Source organism: Halalkalibacter sp. APA_J-10(15), assembly GCF_023017105.1.
In the GTDB taxonomy this organism is placed as follows: Bacteria; Bacillota; Bacilli; order Bacillales; family Bacillaceae_D; genus Halalkalibacter.
This window is the reverse complement of record NZ_JALKEV010000008.1, coordinates 68232-93368: the sequence shown is the minus strand read 5'-3', so window position 1 is coordinate 93368 and position 25137 is coordinate 68232. Positions and strand designations below refer to the sequence as shown.

Annotated in this window: 17 protein-coding genes; 4 read left to right on the top strand and 13 right to left on the bottom strand. The window is 35.0% G+C overall.

Annotated elements, in window-relative coordinates:
• Nucleotides 1–110: 110 nt before the first annotated feature.
• Nucleotides 111–734: a TVP38/TMEM64 family protein gene (locus MW695_RS11025; RefSeq protein ID WP_247105369.1), complete on the top strand. Its 624-nt coding sequence runs from the start codon at nt 111–113 to the stop codon at nt 732–734.
• On the opposite strand, the gene MW695_RS11020 is transcribed toward MW695_RS11025, so the two are convergent.
• The 6 genes from MW695_RS11020 to acnA all read right to left on the bottom strand — a co-directional run bounded on the left by MW695_RS11020 (nt 731) and on the right by acnA (nt 5811).
• A complete protein-coding gene (locus tag MW695_RS11020) occupies nt 731–1195 on the bottom strand; it encodes a VanZ family protein (RefSeq protein WP_247105368.1) in 465 nt (154 codons plus the stop codon). The genes MW695_RS11025 and MW695_RS11020 overlap by 4 nt on opposite strands.
• Before the next feature lie 470 nt (nt 1196–1665).
• The gene (sspN, locus tag MW695_RS11015; protein WP_247105367.1) at nt 1666–1812 is read right to left on the bottom strand and encodes an acid-soluble spore protein N; all 147 of its coding nucleotides are present in this window, start codon (nt 1810–1812) and stop codon (nt 1666–1668) included.
• 54 nt (nt 1813–1866) lie between these two features.
• On the bottom strand, nt 1867–2004 hold the full coding sequence (locus MW695_RS11010) for an FbpB family small basic protein (RefSeq protein ID WP_247105366.1): 138 nt from the start codon (nt 2002–2004) through the stop codon (nt 1867–1869).
• 49 nt (nt 2005–2053) lie between these two features.
• On the bottom strand, nt 2054–2773 hold the full coding sequence (locus tag MW695_RS11005) for a DUF421 domain-containing protein (RefSeq protein WP_247105365.1): 720 nt from the start codon (nt 2771–2773) through the stop codon (nt 2054–2056).
• 20 nt (nt 2774–2793) lie between these two features.
• Complete coding sequence (locus MW695_RS11000) at nt 2794–2934, bottom strand: hypothetical protein (RefSeq protein WP_247105364.1); 141 nt, start codon at nt 2932–2934, stop codon at nt 2794–2796.
• Between the two features lie 153 nt (nt 2935–3087).
• Nucleotides 3088–5811, bottom strand: a complete 2724-nt coding sequence (acnA, locus tag MW695_RS10995; RefSeq protein ID WP_247105363.1) for an aconitate hydratase AcnA — start codon at nt 5809–5811, stop codon at nt 3088–3090.
• A 287-nt stretch (nt 5812–6098) separates the two neighbouring features.
• Between acnA and sspO the strand changes: the two genes are divergently transcribed.
• The gene (sspO, locus tag MW695_RS10990; RefSeq protein WP_247105362.1) at nt 6099–6260 is read left to right on the top strand and encodes a small acid-soluble spore protein O; all 162 of its coding nucleotides are present in this window, start codon (nt 6099–6101) and stop codon (nt 6258–6260) included.
• A 15-nt stretch (nt 6261–6275) separates the two neighbouring features.
• Nucleotides 6276–6419, top strand: coding sequence for a small acid-soluble spore protein P (locus MW695_RS10985; protein WP_247105361.1), 144 nt, complete (start codon nt 6276–6278; stop codon nt 6417–6419).
• A gap of 630 nt (nt 6420–7049) precedes the next feature.
• Here the strand turns inward: MW695_RS10985 and MW695_RS10980 are convergent.
• The 4 genes from MW695_RS10980 to MW695_RS10965 all read right to left on the bottom strand — a co-directional run bounded on the left by MW695_RS10980 (nt 7050) and on the right by MW695_RS10965 (nt 9404).
• The gene (locus MW695_RS10980; RefSeq protein WP_247105360.1) at nt 7050–7493 is read right to left on the bottom strand and encodes an NlpC/P60 family protein; all 444 of its coding nucleotides are present in this window, start codon (nt 7491–7493) and stop codon (nt 7050–7052) included.
• A gap of 158 nt (nt 7494–7651) precedes the next feature.
• Nucleotides 7652–8257, bottom strand: a complete 606-nt coding sequence (locus MW695_RS10975) for a DJ-1/PfpI family protein (protein WP_247105359.1) — start codon at nt 8255–8257, stop codon at nt 7652–7654.
• An 81-nt stretch (nt 8258–8338) separates the two neighbouring features.
• Nucleotides 8339–8833: a DfrD/DfrG/DfrK family trimethoprim-resistant dihydrofolate reductase gene (dfr, locus tag MW695_RS10970; protein WP_247105358.1), complete on the bottom strand. Its 495-nt coding sequence runs from the start codon at nt 8831–8833 to the stop codon at nt 8339–8341.
• Between the two features lie 169 nt (nt 8834–9002).
• The gene (locus tag MW695_RS10965; RefSeq protein WP_247105357.1) at nt 9003–9404 is read right to left on the bottom strand and encodes a GNAT family N-acetyltransferase; all 402 of its coding nucleotides are present in this window, start codon (nt 9402–9404) and stop codon (nt 9003–9005) included.
• A 73-nt stretch (nt 9405–9477) separates the two neighbouring features.
• Between MW695_RS10965 and MW695_RS10960 the strand changes: the two genes are divergently transcribed.
• Nucleotides 9478–10631 (top strand): IS3 family transposase gene (locus MW695_RS10960; protein WP_252120740.1). Its coding sequence is split into 2 segments (ribosomal slippage): nt 9478–9733 and nt 9733–10631, totalling 1155 coding nucleotides; the frame shifts between segments, so codons are not numbered across the junction.
• Between the two features lie 193 nt (nt 10632–10824).
• On the opposite strand, the gene MW695_RS10955 is transcribed toward MW695_RS10960, so the two are convergent.
• From MW695_RS10955 to MW695_RS10945, 3 genes are all read right to left on the bottom strand, one after another.
• A complete protein-coding gene (locus MW695_RS10955; RefSeq protein ID WP_247105356.1) occupies nt 10825–13059 on the bottom strand; it encodes an ABC transporter permease in 2235 nt (744 codons plus the stop codon).
• 2 nt (nt 13060–13061) lie between these two features.
• A complete protein-coding gene (locus MW695_RS10950) occupies nt 13062–13760 on the bottom strand; it encodes an ABC transporter ATP-binding protein (protein ID WP_247105355.1) in 699 nt (232 codons plus the stop codon).
• A 163-nt stretch (nt 13761–13923) separates the two neighbouring features.
• Nucleotides 13924–25137, bottom strand: coding sequence for an SDR family NAD(P)-dependent oxidoreductase (locus tag MW695_RS10945; protein WP_247105354.1), 11214 nt, complete (start codon nt 25135–25137; stop codon nt 13924–13926).

Sequence of the window (25137 nt, the reverse complement as noted above, 5' to 3'; positions counted from 1 at the left end):
TAAAATGATTGATTTTCGACACCATTACGAACATTATTTCAAACGTACAGACAAAACTATGCAAACGTGAGAAAATAGTTACGTTACACTTTGTAGAGAGGAAGAGATATGTGAAAAAGCTCATTATCCTAATTGGATACATCATCATCGGTTTTCTAATTTACCAATATGGCGAATCTCTACTCCATTGGATTCGCACTGGAGGAACAGATTATGTCTTCCTGACCATTATACTAGCAACGCTTTTTTCCTTATTCCCTATCATACCTTACCCGATCATTGGCGGCATCCTAGGGGCTGCGTACGGTCCGATTATTGGTAGTAGCATAACATGGATAGGCTCATCTCTTGCTTCTATTTTGATGTTTAGCTTTGTACGTTATGGTTATCGTGACTGGGGAAAAAAATGGTTATACCATAATGACTATGTCGCAAAACTAACGGTCTTATTTGAACGAAATGCCTTTATGACCATATTTCTAACACGACTGATCCCGATTATTCCATCGATTATCGTGAATATTTATTCTGCATTAAGTAAAGTGTCCTTTGTTCGTTATACCATTGCTTCCTCTTTAGGTAAAATGCCTTCAATGATTCTGTTTGCTGTTGTTGGTAATACGATTGTAAACGAACCAAAAGATCTATTATTTATTGCTGTATTTTATGGAACATTCTTAGCAGTCGTATACTTCTTCTTTCGCCTATTCAAAAGAAGAGAACAAATCGGCTAGAGACTACTGCTCATGAAAACAATGATACGTTTTCTTAAACTGTACAATATCGAAAAAGCCACGTAACCTATTAATACACCGAGAGTATTTAAAATAACATCATCTATATTGGCTACACGATGTGTAAATACGAACTGGCTAACTTCTATACTTATTGACGTTAAACAGCCTAAAACCATTACAATAATTATCTTTCGTAATCGTGAAAATAAAGCTGGTACTAAAAAGCCAAAAGGCAGGAAAAGAACGATGTTCCCAATTAATATGCGAATTGGATCGATCATGCTTGGACTAAATAAACCGATTCGGTATATACTTCGAAACGGTATTATATTATAATTGCGGCCACCTGGACCTGCAGGACCGAGGGAGGCTCCATAGTTCCATGCTAGCAATGTAATGTATAATAAACTAATGATATAAATAATAAAGATAAATGTTAGAATTTGATGACGCTTCAACTTCCTCCCCCTTTTCACATACTCGTCCTATTATGTTTTTATGCAATAGCCGTATGATTCAGACGCATCAAATTAACATTTTACCATATAGGCTTCATATTAACATGCATTTTTGAAGAAAGTGTGAAATAAGGAAAATACGACAGAAGGGCGCTTTTAAACAATGCGCAAAACCGTTGAATGAAGGGCATTGAAAAAGTCGATATATACTTTTTCAGTGGCTTCCGCGACAGCGTCTTTTCTTTAAACCGACGTTCGGAGTCGTTACAGCGGTTTTCAGTTTTTCTGAAAGTGGGGTTCTTTCAGAAAACATCTAACGAATGAAGCCGTCACTCTCCTTTGAGTTTGCCGACACCAGCTATGCTTTTCCACATTTTTTCATCGAATTTTATAAATTCTTATTCTGTGAACAAAAATAAAGGTCTGCCTTAAAAGATTCAATGCATCTTTTAAGACAGACCTTTCATTTATTAACCTTTAGGAGGTATATAGTTAGGCTGCTTCGAACTTTTTGTATTCATTTTTTTTCCATTATTTCGGTTCGATTTGACAGGTTGAGTCCCTGGATGGTCGGGACGAAATTGGGCAAAATTTGATTTTGTAGACGTACTTTTCATACAGACCCCTCCTCATTAATAGCATTACTCCAAGTAGGAATCCTTATGCCACCCTTATATATCCAAGTGATTAAGAGCCCTTTTCTCTTCCCAACGCTTCTCTATACGCTCTAATTCCTTTGGATTATTTAAAAGCTGCAATCGATTTTCATAAATTAAAGTAGCTAATGATGGTTTTTTCCTTCTTTTCATAAATGTCACCTCTTCCTTTTTCTACCCATTTTTTACGAAGAGGTTTTTTTTATACATTCATTGAAATATTTTTAGGACTAATATATGTTTGCCCTGCTTCATCAATCGTCATAACGAAAATGTCCTTTGGGTTTGCATACCCTTGCTTATGAATCTCATTACGCAACCATTCAATCGTTCCAACTTTTTTCACATTAGCCTCTATAATTTCACCATCTTCAATTAACACGGTTGAATACCCTTTTGAAACAGTATTCTTATTCATATCTCGTAAAGTTACACTTTCATAACTTGACTTCTTTATAACGCTGATTTGCCCATTCATTTCTAATATCGCGTAATCAATCTCAGTTAAATCACTAGCACTACTTAAACGCAAATCCATCATAAACGCTTCTAACGTAATTTTTGCCTTTCTTAGCTCTTCGTATAGAATAACACCATGTCTCATTAAAATAATTGGTTCGTCCTCAATGACACGTCTGAAACGTGGGGCCTTCAAGGCAAAATAGGATAGTCCGAGATGCAAAGCTGCAATCGTTGCTGCTGCACCAACAGGGCCTCCTAATGGTAAAGAACCATCTGTCAACGGTTCCCCTAAAATGTCCCCAATGACGACACCGAAAATGAAATCAAGTGCATCAATAGAGCTCATTGAACGCTGGCCTAACACTTTTACAATAAGAAAGATATAAACATAGACGACTATTGCACGTATCACAAAGCCCCACACGGGCATTGCTTCGCCTCCGGTCCAAAATTCGAACAATGGAAATCCCCCGTTACTGGCTATTTTTGATTATTATCCATCTTTCGCGCTTCCATTTCAGCATAAGAAGCAAATTTATTTTCTGAATCATTTTCCTTACCATACTTTTTTGCATTATTATTACGTTGTGCATTCGCATTTCCTTTTTTTTGTTTACCCACTTCTCAACTCACTCCTTATATTTAATAATCTTAGTTTGCACACCGTTTGAAATCTTATGTGCCACAACATAAAAAGGATGACCGAAAGAATTTGTGTTCACTCTTCTTTCGATCATCCTAATATGGATTCATTCATTCAGTTGTTAATAGTTATTATGCTTTGGCATCAACAAGCTTGTTGCGAAGTACCATTTGTAAAATACCACCATGACGATAGTAATCCATCTCTACTTCACTATCGAAACGAACGACTACTTCAAATTCAGTTGTTGCACCATCCTTAGCTGTTGCAATAACTTTCACAACATCACGTGGTCTCACATCATTCGTAATTTGAACATCAATCGCTTCTTCGCCTGTTAAGCCTAATGTTTCCGCACTTTCACCTTCCTTGAATTGTAACGGCAATACACCCATTAGAACAAGGTTACTTCGGTGAATTCGCTCATAACTTTCAGCAATAACCGTCTTAATACCTAGAAGGTTTGTTCCTTTAGCTGCCCAGTCACGTGAACTTCCCATTCCGTAATCCTTACCAGCTAAAATCGCAAGACCGGTTTCTTCTTCTTTGTATTTCATTGCTGCATCATAAATCGCCATTACTTCTCCAGTTGGCCAATAAGTTGTATAGCCACCCTCAGTACCTGGAGCAATTTGGTTACGAATACGGATGTTCGCGAACGTACCTCTCATCATCACATCGTGGTTACCACGTCTTGATCCATATGAATTGAAATCTTTTGGCTCAACGCCTTTAGAAATCAAGTACTTTCCTGCTGGCGTATCTTTTCCAATCGCACCTGCTGGCGAAATATGGTCAGTAGTAACCGTATCACCAAACTTACCGATCACACGTAGTGAAGATAGTGGCTTAATATCTTCTGGATCAGGAGATAAATCTTCAAAGAACGGTGGATTAGCAATATAAGTAGAATCATGATTCCACTTATAAAGTGCATCGTCCGTTGTTTTAATTTCATTCCAGCTTGCATTACTATCAAAGACATCATTATATTCGCGACGGAATAAGTCAGGAGTGACTGTTTCTTTAACAACTTCGGCAATTTCTTCAGCTGATGGCCAAATATCATTAAAATAAACATCCTTGCCATCTTGGTCTTTTCCTAAAGAATCGTTGCGTAAATCAATGTCCACTGTTCCAGCTAGTGCATATGCAACAACTAAAGGTGGTGACGCAAGGTAATTCGCCTTCACTAATGGATGAATACGACCTTCGAAGTTTCGGTTACCTGAAAGAACAGATGTAATCGTTAAATCATTTGCAGCAACCGCTTCTTCGATCTCATCAGCGAGCGGACCTGAGTTCCCAATACATGTCGTACAGCCATAACCAACAATGTTAAACCCTAACTTCTCCATGTATGGAAGTAGACCCGAATCAGTTAGATAGCCTGTAACAACTTTCGAACCCGGAGCTAAAGAGGTTTTGACGAAATCAGGTACTTCAAGACCTTTTTCAACTGCTTTCTTCGCAACAAGCCCCGCACCAATTAGTACGTATGGATTTGATGTGTTCGTACAGCTTGTAATGGCTGCAATCGCAATTGAACCAGTCTCCATAGTCGTCTTATGACCATCATTAAATGTCACTTCAACTTTTTTATCGAATTCAGATTCTGATAAGCCAAGTCCTTGTGTTCCTTGAGGTGCAACAACCGCATCACGGAATGACTTTTGCATATCATTCAGCTCAATTAAATCTTGTGGACGCTTTGGACCCGAAAGGTTCGCTTCAATCGTACTTAATTCAATTTCAACAATGTTTGTGTATTGCGGATCAGGCGTCTCACCTGGAACATAGAATAAATCGTTTGCTTTACTATATTCTTTTACAAGCTTAATCTGCTCTTCAGAACGACCTGTTAAACGCATGTAATTTAACGCTTCTTCATCTACTGGGAAGAAACCACATGTTGCCCCGTACTCAGGTGCCATATTGGAAATAGTCGCACGGTCAGCAAGCGGCATTACTGCTAATCCAGGACCAAAGAATTCAACAAACTTCCCAACAACCTTCTTTTCACGTAGTACTTGTGTAACCTTTAACGCAACATCAGTTGCAGTCGTTCCACTTGGAAGCGTGCCTGTAAACTTAACACCAATGACTTCTGGTACAGGGAAATAAGAAGGCTGACCAAGCATTCCTGCCTCAGCTTCAATACCTCCAACACCCCAACCAAGTACACCAATACCGTTAATCATTGTCGTATGAGAGTCCGTTCCGACTAGAGTATCAGGAAAAGCAACTGTTTCTCCATCTTCTTCAACAGAGTGTACAACATTAGCCAAATACTCCAAGTTAACTTGGTGAACAATACCTGTAGCTGGTGGTACTGCACGGTAATTATCGAATGCCTTTTTTGCCCAGCTCAAAAATTCGTAACGCTCTTGGTTACGTTGGAATTCAAGGAACATATTATGTTCTAATGAATCATCTGTTCCAGCTCTATCAACTTGAACAGAATGGTCAATAACGAGATCAACCGGAATTTCAGGATTAATTTGATCAGGGTCTCCACCCATGTCTGCCATTGCTTTTCTTAGTGAGGCTAAGTCAACAACAGCTGGAACCCCAGTGAAGTCTTGAAGAATAACTCGAGATGGCTTAAATGGTACATCAATATCTTTTAATTTGTCACTTCCCCAATTTGCCAGGTTTTCAACATGTTCTTTCTTGATAACATAACCATCATATTGACGAAGTACAGATTCGAGCAAAACTCTTACCGAATAAGGTAAACTTGAAACGTTTCCAATCCCCGCATCTTCTAAGGCTTTTAAAGAATAATAGTTAATTGTCTTTCCATCCAGAGAAAAGGATGAACGTGCCTTAAATACATCATTTTTTTGCGACATATGTATGCCCCTCCTTTACAAAACTATCATACATCAACTTTTTTCTCTTGTCTAAATATCTGGACTTACTAGTTAATGAAGCGCTTTAATCATTAACTTGCAAATAACCCTATTTAAGAATATCAAAAGTTAAGGCAAGAATAAACGTCTTTTTGCATTTTTTCTCAAACATCGTCAAATTATGTAGTCACTTTGAGCTATTCCACTGGAAAACCACCTAAAACTTTACACATCAAACATGAATATTCACTTACTAAAAACAAAAACTACTAATGGAGGTGACAACCTTGGTTAAAAAGAAATCCAAACATCAAGTGACATCAATGACTGCTAAAAGTGCCCAAGGGAAAGATGCTGGTATAAATAGTGGGTTCATGCAGGAGTCAGCTGGAGAGCCATTAACGGAAATGCAGAAACAACATAATAAAAAAACAAAAAAACGCCAGTAAGAGGTGATATGCACAATGACAGAGCGTAATACGTATTCAGATCAAAGAAGAAATGCGCAAAAAAACCATCAATCCAATAGTCAGCCCGCTCCGTTAAGTGGGTCAAAAAAGGTGAAAAAACATAACCATACCCATCAAGCACACGCTGGAAGAAATTAAATAGCATAAGCTGGCCAAAAATTATTCATGAATGAGAGATTAAAAACATGGCGGTGCACATCAGCTACTCCAGAAACAAACTTCGCTTACCACAGGAAGTTCCTCGTACTACGTGAGGGCACTGAAAAGTAAGCTCCAAAATAATATAAACTTTATCTAAATCTAAAAAGAGAAAATCGACGCTGTCGGGATAGGGCGCTCTCCTGCAGGCGGGCGCTGAACGAACTGGCCACGCCAGTAGATTTCAGCTTATCCTTTCCTGAGGCCATTGAAAAAGTCCTTTCTAGTAACTCAAGGAAGAGTAATGGCTCCGCTCGTTGCGCGCCTTGCTATGAGAAACCCACTCATTGCAATGCTTTCAAAATCGGGCAACGGCTACGCACATTACTTCAAAGCCACTGAAAAAGTTAAAACCAAACTTTTTCAGTGGCCTTTCCTTTCCTCCTGCTGGAGTCGGCAACCCATCCCGTCCGCTTGAGATTCATTTCTCATCTGTTCCCCGCGTCTCATCATAAAAGAACACTTTGAAATATTACAATAAAGTCGTTTAAAACTCTCAGTTTTCTTATTTCTCCTTCAATATAAGCACCCGTTCGTTTATGTACATTTTTTCGCATTCTTTTTATAACATTAATAAATTTTCCTTTGAAACCCAACCATTATACGTTCAAGTGGTACCCATCCAATAAACCTTGGTTTTTCCCACCCTGGAGCAGTGGTTAACTTTTCTACATCAAGATAATGATTAACCCTTACCTTATCCCAAGCATGAATAACCTCTCCATTACCAATAGATAAGCCTACATGCCCCCAATTTTTTCGTTCACTATTAATAACTCCTACGCAATCATAAAAAACAAAGGTTCCTTTTGGAGGTATACCTGTTTGCTTATTTGCTTCATATAAATCTGCGGATTCTTTTGCAAAATCTCCACCAAAGATTTCAATTTCATTACTTCTTTCTAATGCATCCTCTACAAAAGCCAAACAAATAAAACAATATTCTTTAGAATTCAGATGACCTTTAGCCCACTCAATTGCATTGTCACTATACTCAGCATAATTTTTATCCATTTTATTGTCTCCTCTAATTCATCATTTTAAGGTAATAAATTCAACAAAAAGAGCTTCACTCCCTGCAATGTAATAAATCAATCTGAGCATTGCTTCTTTAACTAACCTTCCCAGTTACTTCAACAACGGTATGAACTGTTGCAATGGTAGCTCCTCAACTAATGCCCCGTGAACAAAAAGGATTTACTCCTTATAGAAGCCGTTGTTTGAGCTATCCCGGATCCTAATAATCGTTTGACGATATGAAAAGACATATCGATACCTGCTGAAATGCCAGCAGATGTAACTATATTTCCTTCGTCAACAAATTTTACTTCCCGTTGTACTTTAACCTCCGAGAATTCTGATTCTAACCTGTTAAGGCTTGCCCAATGAGTTGTTGCCATTTTGCCTTTTAATAAGCCAGCCTTTGCTAACAATAAAGCACCAGTACATACAGATGTCATAAGTTGGACATTGTTTACTTCATTTTCTAACCACGTTAGTACACTTTCATTATGTATTTCTCGTTCTCTTGCACCTAAACCACCAGGAATAATTAAGATATCAAACCTCGGCATATTATCAAAGTTATAATCAGGTTGTACTTTTAAACCATTACGTGCAACGATTAGATTACCTTTTTCTGATATTGTTTTAACAACAAATGGCTTATCACCATTTTCTAATGTAGTCACTGAAAAAACTTCAAATGGCCCAGCAAAGTCTAAAACTTCAACATCATCAAATAAAAAAATTCCTACTTGCCATTGGTTAGTATTCATTTGAATTCCCCTTATAAAGATAAACTTATTTACTTAATACTGGAAAATAAACAAAAGTCCATCTTCAATTCTTCTGCTCCATTAGCTTAACAATTTTCTTTCATAAACATGAAAATAGTAGTTATAAGGATTTTTTTCATCCTTAATACCTTTTTTAACGGATGCTTCATCCCATTCATTGAAATTCAATTCTGGAAAAAACGTATCCCCTTCGAATTCATGATGAATTTTTGTAATATACATCTTTTCGACGTAAGGTAGAAACATTTTATAAATTTGTTCTCCCCCAAATATAAAAATCTCTTTTTCATTATTACAAATCTTAAACACATCTTCGACTGAATGGACAATTTCACAACCCTCAAAGTTATAATACTTATCTCTCGTTAAAACAATATTCCTTCTTTGAGGCAACGCCCTTCCTATTGACTCAAGGTTTTTTCTACCCAATATGATGGGTTGTCCAATTGTGGTATTTTTAACAAACTCCCAATCCTTTGGAATTCTCCACGGAATGTCATTTTCTTTACCAATAACTCTATTCTTGTCCATCGCAACAATTAAAGAAACTTTCATAAATAACACAGCCTTTTTAACTATTTTATTCTTACTTCTAAGGTATGTTCACCTTGCCCGTGCCTATTAAATACTAACTCCATTAAAAAATCCCTCTCTTAAAATACCACTCTTATAGGAGCAACCACACACTTGACTGCTTCCACTTTCAAGTAAAACTCCCGTTAGCTTATAACTCCATATAGTGACTTGAATTTGGATAGAGGTTTTCCTTTAAAAATCCTAAAGAAGTATAAAATTTATCAGCCTGTTCCGTATCTGTATGAAGCACCAAAATGTTATAATATCTTTTTGCTTCGTCGATCATCTTTTTTACCAAAAGACTCCCTACACCGTTTCTTCTATACTCCTTACTAACATAAAATCTTCTCAACCTACCAATAGATTTTTCATTTGAGTATGGGTCTTTATTTAATCCACCAATAGCAACAAGGACATCTTCTTCGTTAAACACGCCAAATAAGACTTCTCCAAAATCATTAAAAGTATTGCTACCATTTTCATAATCATTTATTAATCTTTCTAGAAAACGAAAACCATCTTGTTTACTTTGTTTTACTAAACTATCCAACAATGATGCTAGACTAAAAAGTGGGCACAGATTGTTATAATAAAATTAATAACAATTTGTGAGGTGCATCCAAATGCCAAAAGGTAAACGTTATGATGAAGAATTCAAGAAAGACACGGTAAAGTATGTGCTAGAAAACCATAAGACTGTTGCTCAAGTAGCTAGAGAAATGGATATTAATGAAAACACTCTGCATACTTGGGTGAAAAAATATAGCCAACAACCAGGAATAAAAGCTACACAAACATTCGCTACACCAGATGCCGAGGTAAAAGCGTTACAAAAGCAATTGCGTGATTTAAAAGAAGAGAATGAAATCTTAAAAAAGGCGATGCACTACTTCGCGAAAAGCCCTCGGTAAAGTTTGGATTTATTCATAAGAACCGCTCCCAGTTCCGAGTGGAGAAGATGTGCACAATTTTGGGAGTTTCTAAAAGTGGCTATTTTAAATGGTTGAATCGCCCTAAAAGTGACCGTCAGAAAAGACATGAACAATTAAAGACATTGATTTTACGTACACACATTGAATTTAAACAAAGATATGGTAGTATCAAAATCTTTAAAACGCTAAAGAAGCGTGGTGTAAAAGTAAGTGAACGCACAGTTTCTAGAATTATGACCGCCAATAACTGGAAGTCCTGTACAGTTAAAAAGTATAAAGCAACAACCAATTCAAAACACAAGCATCCAGTTAGTGAAAACATACTTAATCGTAAGTTCCAAGTGGATAAGCCTAATCGATTCTGGGTAACTGACATTACTTATATTTCAACCAATGAGGGCTGGTTGTATTTGGCGAGCGTTATGGATTTATATTCTCGTAAGATTGTTGGTTGGACGATGGACAAAACTATGACGAAAGAGTTAGTCATAAATGCGCTAAAAATGGCTTATAAACGTCAAAGACCAAAACCAGGACTCATTCATCATTCGGACCGTGGTGTTCAATATGCTTCGAACGAATATCAAAAGGTATTAAATCAGTACAAAATGGTTGGTAGTATGAGCCGTAAAGGAAACTGTTATGACAATGCTTGTATTGAATCTTTTCATGGAATTCTAAAGCGAGAGCTAGTCTATCAAACAAAGGTTAGAACTAGATCTGAAGCAAGAAAATCAATCTTTGAATACATTGAGTTTTTCTATAATTCAAAACGAATTCATTCTACACTTGATTATCACACACCCATTGAATTCGAGAAAAAGTATCATGTAACAGCAGCATAAAGTCTATCTTTCATAAAAAGGTTTAAAGCGCTTTTCTTTGAACTTTTTTATGAAAGCCACCAAGCGAAAGCGCGGTAGAAAATCTGTGTCTATTTTCTTGACGTAGTATCAATGTGCTCGTTTACAATCATGTCGCCACAAAATTCGATCGTTAACTAAAGGTTCTACTAGTTTTGAGACATGTGGTGCTGGATTACTCATTTCGCTGTTTTAGCATATACGCTAAGTCTACCCCCAACACTTTTCTTTTACAAATTAATTTAGATACCTCGTAACTAACTAAAACTATTATTAATGTAAATCCTACATTAATTACTGTAAGATTAACTGGAAGATAGATTGATATGCTATCTGTTATACCTTTAAACAAGGCTTCTAATGATGCTTTAATTAGTGGCAAGGACAAAACAAATCCTATTAAAACAAAAATTAAGTTAGTATTAATTATTAATTTATATATCTCTTTATCTCTATATCCTAAAATTTTCATTAAGGATATATTACTTGCATTATTTTCTATGATAATAGAAGTAATGATAAAGATCACTATGACTCCAATTCCAATTGACATGATAATAAGAAACACTATAAATGTATTAATTGGCTCCATAAGTTGGTAATACGATTCCTTTACCTCATCAATATTATCAGCTGTAAGTATATTTATATGCTCTAAATTCCTTATTTCTTGATCAGCCATTATCTGATTAAAACTATTTTGGTTTATTCCTACCATTTGATTTAATTTGTGTTTTGGTAGATACAGTGTACTTCCGATATAAACCTCAGCCACAGCATCTACAACAATTTGATGTTCTTCTAGATTTATAGTGTTTTTAAAAACAATTGTGTCTCCTTCTGCTATATCTAACTTTTGAGATAGATGTCTTGAGATTATGATCTGATCATATGATAATAAGTTGTTGTGTTTATCTTTTAGCCTTAGCGATTTATTGTCATTTTCAATTCCTTTTAATACAAAGGAAGTTCTTTGATTTTCTCCTTCTACGAAAGCTGAAGTAACCATTAATTTATCACCAATGATACTCGTATCGTCCGAAATCCCTTGTAATTTATATAGATATTGGTATTGATACACCTCAGAAAAGTTTTCATTTGTTACAAAGCTTATCGAATCCTTCATTACACTGCCAAATAAAATTAACCATGATGTAAAACAGATAGCAGCAATCAATAAGAACATCCTTAATTTATTTCTTAGTATTTCCTTTATTCTAAATTTAGAACTAAATTTCATATTATTTAATTGTAGATTAGATTCCAGCCTCCCCACTCGATATTTATTATTACCTCTCATTAAAACCAGAGGAGGAGAGCTTAGTATTTTTCTAATGGATAAATAAGTGACACCTAGTATAATTACGATTGGCATCATAACGGAAAGGGAAATGACAAGGACATTAATATCATAGCTAATAAGTGGCAAGTTAAATTGTGCTTGAAATATAGCTTCCACAATTTTTGGACCTGTAAGTTGACCAATAATGGCTCCTAATATACCTCCCGTTGTTGAAAGAATGATAGGATATTGTAGGTAATGTGCAATTATTTCTTTTCTTCTATATCCTAGAGCATACAAAGTTCCAATCTGTGTATATTCATTCCTGATTTGATTCAATATAATAATTGTGGTTAATATAGATGTTATAATTAATATAATTAATGGTACTACTTTTCCTACCATCATAATGACTTCGTAATTCTCCATAACTTTGTTTATTCTAGGGTTGTTATCCTTTTCCAGCCATGAAGATAAATGATAATTTTGCGCTAAATATTCTCTGACATTCAATAAATCAATGCTTTCATCCTTCTTTTTAATTGAAAAAAAAGGATAGCCTTCTTCAAGAGTTTCGAAGACATCTTCTTTAATCACTGCTAAACCAAAGTTTTGATGATTAAGGATTGGAGACTGTAAATCTCTAACCTTATACAAATAATCAGGTTGGGTCATATATCCTGTCACTTTAAAGACTTTACCTGCTATTTCGATAGAATCTTCAATATTATATTCATTTAAGGTGGCAAATTTTTCATCCAATAAAATTTCATTATTATTATGTAAATCGTAACCTTGTACGATTTGATATTCATTCACTTGATCTGTCCTGCTTAAGATTCTAATGTCTGCATTATGCTTCTTATAATCAAAATAATATCTCTTTTGTACGATAAGGCTAAACTGTTTTTCTAGCTGCTCAATATCGAGGTTATCATCCAATATACTAAAATGTGCATCTTCTTGATTTGAATTATATACAAATTCATCTAGTGAGTCCTTTATACTCTGGGCATTTCCATTAAATGCTATATAAAGGCAGCTACTTAGTATGATTAAGGTAAGAGTTAGAATGAACCTCATCTTGTTCCTAAATATTGTACGAAAAACTCTTCTTCTGATAACCATCTCTACCATTCCACCTCATCTACTGATAATCTACGTCTATTATTAATAACCTCAGAGATCTTTCCATCCTTGAGCTTTATTACTTTATCAGCCAACTTACTGATTTCAAGATTATGTGTAATCATTATGATGGTCGTATGAAATTGATTATTAAGATCTGTTAAGAGCTTTAAGATTTCCTTTGATGATTTATAATCCAAAGCACCTGTAGGTTCGTCGCATATTAGTAATTTTGGCTTTTTTACTAAGGCTCTTCCTATTGCAACTCTTTGTTGTTGTCCTCCACTTAATTGATCTGGCAATGAGTTCCCCTTATCTGCAATCCCTAATAGTTCTAATAGCTCCTCGATTTTCATAGGGGTCTCACTTATATTTTCCACTATCTCAATATTCTCGTAAACCGTCATATTGGGAATAAGATTATAGAATTGGAAGATAAATCCTACTTTTCCCCTCCTATATTCTGTTAACTTAGTACTATTCAACTTCGTGATGTTAACATCTTCAACAATGACTTCTCCACTATTAGCATGATCCAAACCACCTATAATATTTGCAAAGGTTGATTTCCCTGAACCTGAAGGACCTAATACAACACATATCTTTCCTTCTTCTAATTGGAAATCTATATTCTTTAATACATCATTTTTGATTATACCGTTATCATAACTTTTGCTTAAGTTTTTAACATCGATGAACATAGTTTACCTCCTTATATAATTTGTTTATTACCGTTGGGCTTATGATGCAGTTTGGGATTTGCACCCTTTAAGGCCCACCATGCTGGGCACAATAATAAAGGCAGTGACAAACCAAGGATTGTCACTGCACTTCTTATGAACCAAACTTCGTGTTAACATTAGATCATCTTTCATTCATTAAAAGACGTCCTATTCCATAAATTGTAAAATCCTCATATACATCATTCATTGCCAGGCTAACTCCAAATTGGCTATTAATCTCTTCGAGCAATGAGGATACTAGCATTGAATCTACACCATATTCCGACAAATTAGTTGATGTATCTAAATTCTCTATAGGAATCTTCAGCTTATGACTAGTCAGTAAAGACACTTCTTCAACGATATCTTCATTATACTGATTTGAGCTAGTTCCCCTACCATGTATTATGTCAGAGAAAATTTTCTCTTCCTTAGAAGCAGCAACCTCTTCTATAGTTATCGCTTGTTCAACCTCTGCTTTCATATTTAATACACTTAATTGATCAAATTCTTTTTTTAATTTTTTACAAACGATCTCTAATGACTCTTTCTCTAATATATTAAAATGATCACTTGGTACATCTACTACTTCCATTGTATTATTTATCAGCTCTCTCCAAGGACTAAGATAGTCATAACCATCTAGCAAATCTAAGCCTTTGCTTTTTTGATGATTATCATTCGCTATATATCCTTTAGTAGCCCTAAAGTACAATACATCTGAACCTTTATATTCCTTTGGCTCATACTCTTTATAAGCTTCTTCAGCATAATCTGAAACCCTTTTGGCACCCATAATGTAATTATAAATATCGTCAGGACTCATTGGGTTCTTCGTTCGTTCTTTCACCAGTCTCACCACATGCTCTGCCAAGAACCTTTCCGATATCCCTTCAATATCCTCATACGTAATAAATGCATCCGATCCACTAGCTCGACATAGTTCATTCCCCATTGTTAATACAAAATAGTTAGAATCATAGTCACTGTAAAACCTATTAATAACTTCTTGTGTTGAAGGGAATGTATCTAGCATTATTAATTTACATACTTTGTCACCAGTTTCACTTAAAACTTTTGCTATTTGAAAAGCAACCAATCCACCAAAGGAATATCCACCTATAATATAAGGGCCATTTGGCTGAATAAGCTTTATACATCTTATATATTCTTCTACCATTTCATCTAACCTTCTTGGAATTTCTTTTCCGCTAATTCCCTTGGCTTGAAAAGCATACATCGGATAATCTTTTCCTAGCACTTTCGATAAGTTATTGAATAAAGAGCCGAATCCTGGAGCTCCATGTACCCAAAAGGAAGGGAGCTTACTTCCCCTAGTATTTAGTGCTACTATTTCTTTTGGCCAAGCATTTTTATTTTCTCTCTCTTCTTGCTTCATAGGACTAGTTTTTGGCGTAACAGGTTTAGGTTCGACAGTAAACCAATGCTTAGTCTCTAAAAAGGGGTATTTAGGTAGAGAAAGTTTCTTTAGTTTTGTTGACCAGAGCATGCTCCAATTAACTTTTCCACCCATTACCCAATATTTCAAGATTTTATGGTATTTTTTATCTCTCAACAGCTTTGTAATTAATTCATCACCAAACTCTTCTAATATGAAGTCATACTTCCCCTTTTCTTTATCTATTGCATTCACATAGATATCGCTTCTGTTTTTATGAGATTTAATGACGAGTAGCTTTTCCCTTAAGTCCTTGATAGTAGAACATATAAATGCTATTCTATGCTGCATCTCTTCCCTAGCCATCATCAGTGTATATTCCATACTCCCCAAAAACTCTTCTTCCTGATTCGTGTTTATATTTTTGGAGTCAAGATATACTAATAATTCATCCACATACTTCTGTAAACTTACCTCATTTGTAGCTGATAATGTAATTAAAAATTGACTCTTATTCTCAACTTGTATGATTTCTTCCTTTTCAATATACTCTTCTAAAACAACATGTGCATTAACTCCACCAAAACCAAAAGAACTGACCCCAGCTCTATTCGGAATAATTTTACCATTTATTTGTTTATTTTTCCAGTCCCTCGTCTCTTGTACAATATAAAAGGGACTTCTCTCTAAATTAATATAGCGATTCTGTTCCTTAAAATTTATAATTTTAGGAATTTTTTTGTTTTTCATACACAAAGCTAATTTAATTAGCCCTGCAATACCTGCCGCAGGCTCTAAATGTCCTATATTTGTTTTCACAGATCCTATTCCACAGTAATTTTCCTCAGGGTTGCTGATATTAAAACGTTTATTCAACTCATTAAAGGCCGTTTTTAAACCTTCAATTTCAATTGGATCTCCTAATTGAGTTCCTGTTCCATGCAATTCTATATAACTAATTGTATCAGGCGAAACATTTGCTTTTGTATAAGCATCTACCAATAATTTGCTTTGCAGTTTAGAATTAGGAGCCGTTAATGAGGTTGCTTTCCCTCCATGATTAACACTTGATGCTTTTATCACAGCATAGATATGATCCTTATCTTCGATAGCTTTACTTAAAGGTTTAAGTACAACAATACCTATCCCTTCACCTTTAACATAACCATCAGCATTTTGATCTAACGTTTTACAACTCCCTGTCTTTGATAGGATACCCATCTTATCTGCGCTAATCATACCATTAGGAGAGATAATTAAACTTACTCCTCCTGCTAATGCTATTTCACTCTCGTTATTTGCGATCGACTGTATTGCTCTATTTACAGCCACTAAGGAACTAGAGCATGCTGTATTAACCACCTCACTTGGCCCATTAAAGTTGAAGAAATAGGAGACCCTATTGGCAATGATTGATAACTCATTACCGATCCCCATCTGAGCGTTAATAATTCCATTTTCAGCTAATACCTGTTGGTAATCTTGAAACTGAGCACCTACAAATACTCCAACTTTGCTTCCTGATAAATCTGATTTTTTAAATCCTGCATCCTCAATTGCATGCCAAGTATGTTGTAAAAATAATCTTTGTTGGGGGTCCATCATCTCAGCTTCTAACGGGGAGATATTGAAGAATTTTTCATCAAATCCCTGTATATTATCAACAAATCCACCCCATCTAGCATTGATTTTATCTCCTTTTTGCTGTGCGTATTCATAATATTCCTTCCAATCCCACCTAGATTGTGGTATTTCAGAAATACAATTGCGCCCTTCTAACATATTATCCCAATATTCGTCTATACTCTTTGCATTTGGAAAAGCGCCACTCACTCCAATAATGGCGATGTCCTTACTTCCATGTTCATTATGCCCTGCACTATTCTCTATGATGCTCCTTGTGTTAGTATTAACATTCTTAGGTTTATCTTGATGTTTACTTTGAGCCATAAGAGCATCAGGCATAAATTTTTTTACTATCTCACTATTAAAATTACGAATTAAATATTTACTTATGTTTCTAATAGTGTTTTCTGAAAAGAAAACTGTAGGGGCTACTTCAACACTAAACTGCCCACTTATTTGATCTGCAAATTCTTTGAAGGTTATTGAATTGAAGCCATATTCCCCCACATTATCATCAATGTCAATCCTTGCTCTATCGATTTTCAAGAGCTTTTGGATAATCAATACCAATTCTTCGTTAATTTTATCAAGCACATCTTTCTCTAATACATCTTTATTATTAACTTCAATGCTACCTAAGTCATCATTCACTAATCTTTCATTTTCTAAGAAGACTCCATCATGTTTGATGGTTTCACTACTTATTTCTTCTTTAATAATGATATCGTCATTTACTTTATCATCTGAGTTTCCAATCCAATATCTCTTTTCTTCAAAAGGATAGACTGGAAGAGAAATCTTCTTTGCTTTTTTATAAGCGAAATTTATATTTAAATCGCTCCCTTCTATGACCTTAGTGTTATTATTTTCGTAATTTTCTAATTTATCAATTAATTCTGATACGTTTTTGGCCTCAAATATACACTTATACTTCATTCTTACTCTACCTGTATTTAATGTATAAGCTATATCCATAAGGTTTATTTGATTCACAATGAGGCTTGTTGTTGGTATATGAGACTTCACAATATTAATTACATCTAGTACTCTTTTACAATTAATTATATCCTCAGTGGTCAACTGTATAGAAAAACGACGAATCATTTGTGTAAGAATCTCAGATGATCTAAGATAGTCTATACCATAGTCACTCAAATCATCATCCAAATTGATATCTTTCCTATCAACATTAATTACTTGCGCCAAAAGCTTAACAACCTCTTCGTCTACTTGCTCCCCGATCACATTCGCCTCTCTCATTTTTAAATACACTAATAAATCAGTCACTTTTTGCTTTAAAGCAAGCTCACTTTTTGCTGACAATATAACTGGCACCATCTCATTTTCTTCTTGACTATAATAGAGCTTATTATCTCTCCACTCCTCTAATATGATATGAGCATTGGCCCCTCCAGCACCAAATGAACTAACAGCTGCTTTTCTTAAGCTATTACTGCTTTCGGGATGACTTATCTCCCAATTAGAAACCTTATGTTGCAGGTAAAACGAGCTATTATCAAAGTCAATTTCTTTATTAGTATTCTGAGAATGTATAGTAGGAACTAATTTTTGGTGCTTCATTTGTAATAAAACTTTTGTTACTGCTGCTATTCCAGCTGCCGCTTCTGCATGACCTATATTCGATTTTATTGAACCTATTGGACATTTCTTATTATTTGTTCCAAACACTTTTTGTAAACCTCTTATTTCAATTGGGTCACCCAACATCGTTCCAGTTCCATGTGCTTCAATATACGATATCTCTTCAGGCTTTACGTTCGAAGCCTCTAATGCTTTTGAAACTACACGATACTGAGCATTAGGGTCTGGAACCGTATATCCATTGCTCAGTCCACCATGATTAATCGCACTTCCTTTGATAGTGGCATAGATATTATCATTATCTTCTATTGCCTTCTCTAACGGTTTTAGTAAGACTGCGCCAACTCCTTCAGATGGTACGTACCCTGTTCCCCCATCGCCAAAGCTCCTACATCGTCCATCCTCAGAAAGGAATTTAGCTTGACAAAGCATCTTATATTTATAAGGATGGGTGGTTAAGTTAACTCCACCCGCTATTGCCATGGTAGATTCACCTTTTCGAATACTCTCACAAGCTAAGTGTATGGCTGTTAGTGATGAAGAACACATCGTATCAATGGCTACACTAGGGCCGTTTAAATTTAAGCAATAAGAGACTCTATTTGCTATAGAAGCATACGAGGAAGTGACAGCTGGTATATCATGATCATTAATAAAGTGATCTAGTCCATTAAGCTGATAATGACTATACATGACTCCAACATAGACGCCGACCTCCTCTTTTGATAAAGCCTCCGGGGTATAGGCTGCATCTTCAATCGTATGCCAAGCTGTTTTGAGAAATAACCTTTCCTGAGGATCCATCAGTTCGGCTTCAAGTGGTGATGTATTAAAAAATAATGGATCAAATTTATCGATGTTATCAATAAATCCTCCCCAATCTGTATAAATCACTCCTAATTTATCCGAATCTTTATCCATAAATTCTTCATGGTTCCATCTATCCTTTGGAACGGTTGTTATGCAATCCTTCCCATTAATTAACACTTCCCATAATTCTTCTATGTTCTTTGCTCCAGGATATATACCACTAACTCCAATTATTGCTATATCTGAATTTAGATTTACATCACTGTTGTTATTATACTTCTTGTTTTCTATTACCATTTCCCGCTCTTTTACTTGAAGCTCCCCCTTCATAATATTTTCTTCTTCTATCGGCATAGGGTAATTTTCAATAAAAAAGCTTGTTAGTTGGTTTATTGTTTTATATTCAAATAAAAGGGTTTTAGGTAAATCACCAAATCGTTTTTCAAATCCTCTAATAATAGCTAAATTAATGGCAGAATCTACTCCATAATTATCCAATACTTCATAATCCTCTAAAGATTCTTTTGAAAATCCAGTTTCCGTTGCAATAACTGATTTAATATACTCCTTTAACTCAGATTCGTTTCTTTTATTGTTTAGATCCCGTTTATTCTTATTATTAAGGATCATACCATCATCCCCCTCTACCAGAGTAACCATAACCTCTGTTTCCTCTAGATTTAGAATTTTTTCTAATGCCAAAAGAGCACTTCTATTATCTAAGGCTACGACACCATATTCATCCTTCATAGTTTTCATAATAGTATCATTTAACAGCATCCCACCATTTGCCCATAATGGCCAATTTATCGCTACACTATGCCCGCTTCTTTTTGCCTGTTCTTTTAAGAGATTTCTCTGAGTCATAAATTGATCCATAAAGCTATTTCCATAAGCATAATCACATTGCCCTATATTCCCATAATAAGCAGCTAATGAGGAAAAGCAGATAAAAAAGTCTAATTCATCTTTGGCAGTTAAACGGTCTAATAAGACCGTTCCTTGAATCTTTGCTGCTAGAACCGCCTTTGCCTCTGGTAAATTTTTTCCTGATATAACTTTATCCATTGTAGTACCAGCACAGTGAAAGACACCTTTGATAACCTGACGTTGTTCTCTTACTTTTTCCAGTACTTCTTTCAGTTTCTCTTCATCTGATACATCACACCTGTAATATTGTATATTGGAATGATTGTCAAAAAGCTTTGCTATCTCTTCATTTTCAGTAAGATCTATCTCTCTTCTTCCAAGCAATAGTATATGGTTAGCACCTTTATCTATTAAATACTTCGCCATAATCAGACTGATTTTCCCAATCCCACCAGTAATAATATAGATCCCTTCCTTATCAATCTGAAAAGACTGATGATGTTCCTTAGGAATTTTAATTAATTCTGCTTCCTTAACATGCCTTGATTTTTGAAAATATGAAACCTCAACCTCATACCTGGCCATGTTTTGAAGTTCATCATTTATCACCTTCTCGACATCAATGCCATGATAAAGATGAATCAGTTTTGATTTAAAGCTGGGATGTTCTTGCCATAATGTCTTAAAATATGCTGCCAGAGCAGTTATTTTTGGACTCTCATCATAGTACAAGTTTATCCATTTTACTTCTCTTAATGTTGTATGCTTTAAGAGAGCCTGAGTAATACAAAATACGATATCAAACTCCTTATCTTCAGTATCCAACTCCACGTTGTCTTTCCAATTATAGATAATGGTTATGACGTCACTAGAATGGATTTCCCCCATTAAATGGGTATAATCTAAAGGGTTAGAGGGATTAATCTCGAATACACCCTTTGCTACTTTTTTATACCTACTTCCACTTTTAATTTGAATTGTCTCATTCTTTGTTTTGTAGCTGTTAAACAAAATAGCATCGTTATCGAAGATCAAATAGGTATCTTTCCTACTGATAGCATTGTCAGATACTATCGCTTTTTCTCTCCATACCTTACGATATAATTTTAACTCTCTGTACGCTTCTTTCTTTTTCTTTTCTTCCTTATGCTCTTGTTCCGTATCCTTTTTCTCTATTCCCCTATCCTTCAGCTTAGATACAATTATTTTTTTTATTTCTACCAGAACCTCTCCATCTACATTGGAAATCATGATATCAAAAGTACTTGCTGCTATTTCTTTCGCGTAAACATAACATGTCTTCTCTAATGGTTTATGAAAATGAATTTCCCCCATAATAAAAGGAAGCAGTATCGAATCTATGTTTTTATCTCTGTTTAATGCCATTAGAGTTTGTAAAGCTCCATCCAATATAACAATACTTATATCACTAATTCCTGTATTATCTTGATTTACTTGCAGAAGGGAAAGTATCTCTTTTTCTTTACTAGCTACCCTTGTGATTGACTTTAGATTTTGTCCGTATTCTAATCCATAGTTTTTTAAGTCACTATACAGCTTGCTAACATCATACAGCTTCTTATATTTCGTAAAATCTGTATCAATATGTTTGGAAGTAGAACCTCTACCTTCATTTATAATGATTGTTCCTTCTCCAAAAGATATTTGAGATGTATTTGTTATATGATAGGCGTATTGATTATCATCTTTTTGAATAAATGTTACCTCGAGATTTTTCAAATCCACTTCAGTGATTATTTTACTCCATACCACATTCTTAATTTCAATAATTGATCTATTATATTTTTTATGGAATGCATCCATTACATATTGTACTTGTCCCATTCCAGGAACCACTTTTTCTCCCTTTACCAAATGGTCATCAATAAAAAACCTGTGGTCTATCACCTTATTCATGGTAGGACTTATTTTTTTACTTTCAACCTTTTTACTCGCAGGTATCCAAAAACGCTCTCTTTGAAAACTATATGTAGGCAAAGAGACTCTTCTAAATTCTCCATCATACAACTGATATAGCTTTTTCCATGGAATTTCTAAGCCCTGTAAATAGAGTTCCCCTATATATGCAAGTATTTGTTTTTTCTCATCAAGCGATAGATTCTTGTTGAATTCTTTACAGCTATTATTAAACTTAAGCTCTATTTCTTCGGGCTCTATTCCTTTTTGCATAATGTTCATAACCTCATATTGACCTACTTTTATTCTATCTAATAGGTTAATAAGGTTGTGTCTTAATTCCTCTAAACTCTTTACTACAATACATATTCGATAATGGAAGTGGCTCCTCCCTCTCCCCAAGGTATAGCAAATATCCTCAATAGAGTTTTGAGAACTCTTTAACCAAACCATTAACTTTTCTATATTTTGAATGAGAGATGGTTTACTTCTTGCTGATAATGGTACAAGATAATAATTCTCACTTTTCTTTTTAATACTATTTATAAACGGAGGCTCTTCAATAACCATATGTACATTTGTACCACTAAAACCAAATGAATTAATGGCTGCCCTTCTGGGGTAATTATTCTCTTTTCTCCACTCGGTTAGTTCATCATTTACTATAAAAGGCGTGTCCTCAAAGTTAATATGCCTATTAGGAACGGTAAAGTTTAGTGATTTGGGTAATTGCCCATGTTTTATTGAAAGTAGTATTTTTATTACTCCTGCTATCCCAGCACTAGCAGAAGTGTGTCCGATATTTGTTTTAACTGAACCTATTCTACAAAACTGTTTTTTGTCAGAAAATTCACTAAAAGAATTAGTAAGGGCATCGATTTCAATCGGATCCCCTAGCTTTGTTCCCGTGCCGTGAGCCTCAATATAGGAGATGGTTTCCGGATTGATACCAGAATTTTGATAAACCAGATGTTGTACTTCCGTTTGAGAAATAGAACTAGGAGCGGTTATACCATTGGTTTTACCATCCTGATTCATTTCTGAACCCTTTATTACTCCGTAGATATGATCCCCATCTCTTATAGCATCCTTTAAAGATTTTAAGACAATAGCCGCTACACATTCTCCAGGAATAAATCCATTGGCCGAATCATCAAAAGCCTTACATTTTCCATCTTTAGCTAACATACTTGCTTTACTAGTAGAAATATAAAATGCTGGAGAAGTCGATATAAATGCACCTCCAGCAATAGCCATAGAATGTTCACCAAATATGATACTTTTACATGCTTGATGAATCGCTACTAAGGAGGATGAACAAGCCGTATTTATAGCTATACTTCCTCCTTTTAAATTTAGAAAATAGGAAACTCGAGCTGGCAAAATGGAGCTTTCATTCCCCCATAAAGCTTGAGGTTCATTCGTTGCTTCACTATCTACTGAATTGGTTAGATAGTCTGTATGACCTACGCCAACATAGACCCCACACCTTTTTCCCTCTAATTCCTTTATTGAATATCCCGCATCCTCTATTGAGTTCCAAGCTTCTTCTAAGAATATTCTTTGTTGTGGATCCGTTACTTGAGCTTCCTTGGCCGACATATTAAAAAATTTTGCATCAAAAAATTCTATATCACTTAAAAAACCACCATATTTACAATAGGTTTTATTTTTATCAGTTTCCTCCTCAGAGTAATAGGCATCTATATCCCATCTGCTTTTGGGCACTTCAGTAATGCCACTCTTCCCTTCTTTCAAATTTCGCCAAAATTGATGAACGTTCTCAGCCTCAGGGAATCTACCTGAAACTCCTATTATTGCAATATCCGTATTTAATATCTCGCTCATCTCATGTTTAATTTTCTCATCCTTAGAGTGAGAGTTATGTGCAACAACCTCATCTACAGTAACGTCATATGCAGTATCATTCTGATGAGGAAGGGTGTACTTAAAACCTTGATCGAATGAACTCCTTTCTATTACTCTATATAGCTCGTCGTTATAATCCGTATTTACACTAATAACAACCTTGCCTATATTCTTTCTGTTACTAATATGTTCGTACGCTTTGGACAAGTCTACTAGGTCATACACTTTTGAAATGGTTGGCTTTACTATTCCATTAGCCAGATATCTCTCCATTGTTTTTAAATATTCCACTAGTTTATCAGGCTTTTCTTTTAAGAACCTCATTAAGTCTACAGAATAAATGCTTTGATTATTATTTAAGTCTTTAAAACTAATTTGCTCCGCCTTTTTAATTGATAGCATAGCTATTTCTATATATCTCCCAAAAGGGGCAAGCACATTTAACCCCTTTTGAATATACTCTGAAGGTAATGTATTTATTACTACATTTACCCCTTGATGATTGGTTTTTTCTAATATTTTTTGGTCAAAGCTATCTTTTAAATAATTAATCACATGCTGAATGCCCAGCGATTTTAAATAATGTAATTTTTCATCAGAACCCACAGTGGTGAATATTAGTGCATTTTTTTCCTTTGCTAATTGAATGGTTATTAGTCCCACACCACTTGTGGCTGTATGAATTAATACACGGTCACCATTGTTTATATCAGCCTTCTCAATTGTATGATAAGCGGTTAAAAATGCGATTGGTATTGAGCATCCCTCTTCAAAACTAAGATTAGAAGGCTTTCTACACACCATCTCCTCTTTCGTATTAACAATAGTAGCATTGCCACCCATATCTTGATCTAATATTGCTATAACCTCATCTCCAACTTTAAACTTAGTAGCTTTTGTACCTGTTTGAAGAATAATCCCAGACACTTCTAAACCTGGAGTGAAAGGATAACTGGGCATGTTTGGATACATGCCCTTCACACTTAGTAAATCACTAAAATTTAAAGCAAAAGCCTTAACTAATATTTGTACTTCATTTTCTACGGGATTATTAATTTCACCATCTACAATTTTTATATCTTGTATCGATAAAGGGCTATCTAACACTAGCCTTTTTACCTTTTTCGTTTCTGTCCTTTCCGAAGTTTTCTCACTTTCTTTCAAACTCTTTATTTTGTCTATGATTTTATAACCATCTTCTTTAGAGATCTTTTTACTCTTAACTAACTCTACAATCTTTCTGATCTCTTCGGAACCCTTCAT

Bases quoted from the DNA above. Each gene is read 5' to 3' on its own strand.
- acnA (WP_247105363.1), bottom strand. From the start codon at position 5,811: ATGTCGCAAAAAAATGATGTATTTAAGGCACGTTCATCCTTTTCTCTG.
- MW695_RS10950 (WP_247105355.1), bottom strand. From the start codon at position 13,760: ATGTTCATCGATGTTAAAAACTTAAGCAAAAGTTATGATAACGGTATA.
- MW695_RS10955 (WP_247105356.1), bottom strand. From the start codon at position 13,059: ATGGTTATCAGAAGAAGAGTTTTTCGTACAATATTTAGGAACAAGATG.
- MW695_RS10975 (WP_247105359.1), bottom strand. From the start codon at position 8,257: ATGAATACTAACCAATGGCAAGTAGGAATTTTTTTATTTGATGATGTT.
- sspN (WP_247105367.1), bottom strand. From the start codon at position 1,812: ATGAAAAGTACGTCTACAAAATCAAATTTTGCCCAATTTCGTCCCGAC.
- MW695_RS10985 (WP_247105361.1), top strand. From the start codon at position 6,276: ATGACAGAGCGTAATACGTATTCAGATCAAAGAAGAAATGCGCAAAAA.
- MW695_RS10980 (WP_247105360.1), bottom strand. From the start codon at position 7,493: ATGGATAAAAATTATGCTGAGTATAGTGACAATGCAATTGAGTGGGCT.
- MW695_RS11010 (WP_247105366.1), bottom strand. From the start codon at position 2,004: ATGAAAAGAAGGAAAAAACCATCATTAGCTACTTTAATTTATGAAAAT.
- dfr (WP_247105358.1), bottom strand. From the start codon at position 8,833: ATGAAAGTTTCTTTAATTGTTGCGATGGACAAGAATAGAGTTATTGGT.
- MW695_RS10945 (WP_247105354.1), bottom strand. From the start codon at position 25,137: ATGAAGGGTTCCGAAGAGATCAGAAAGATTGTAGAGTTAGTTAAGAGT.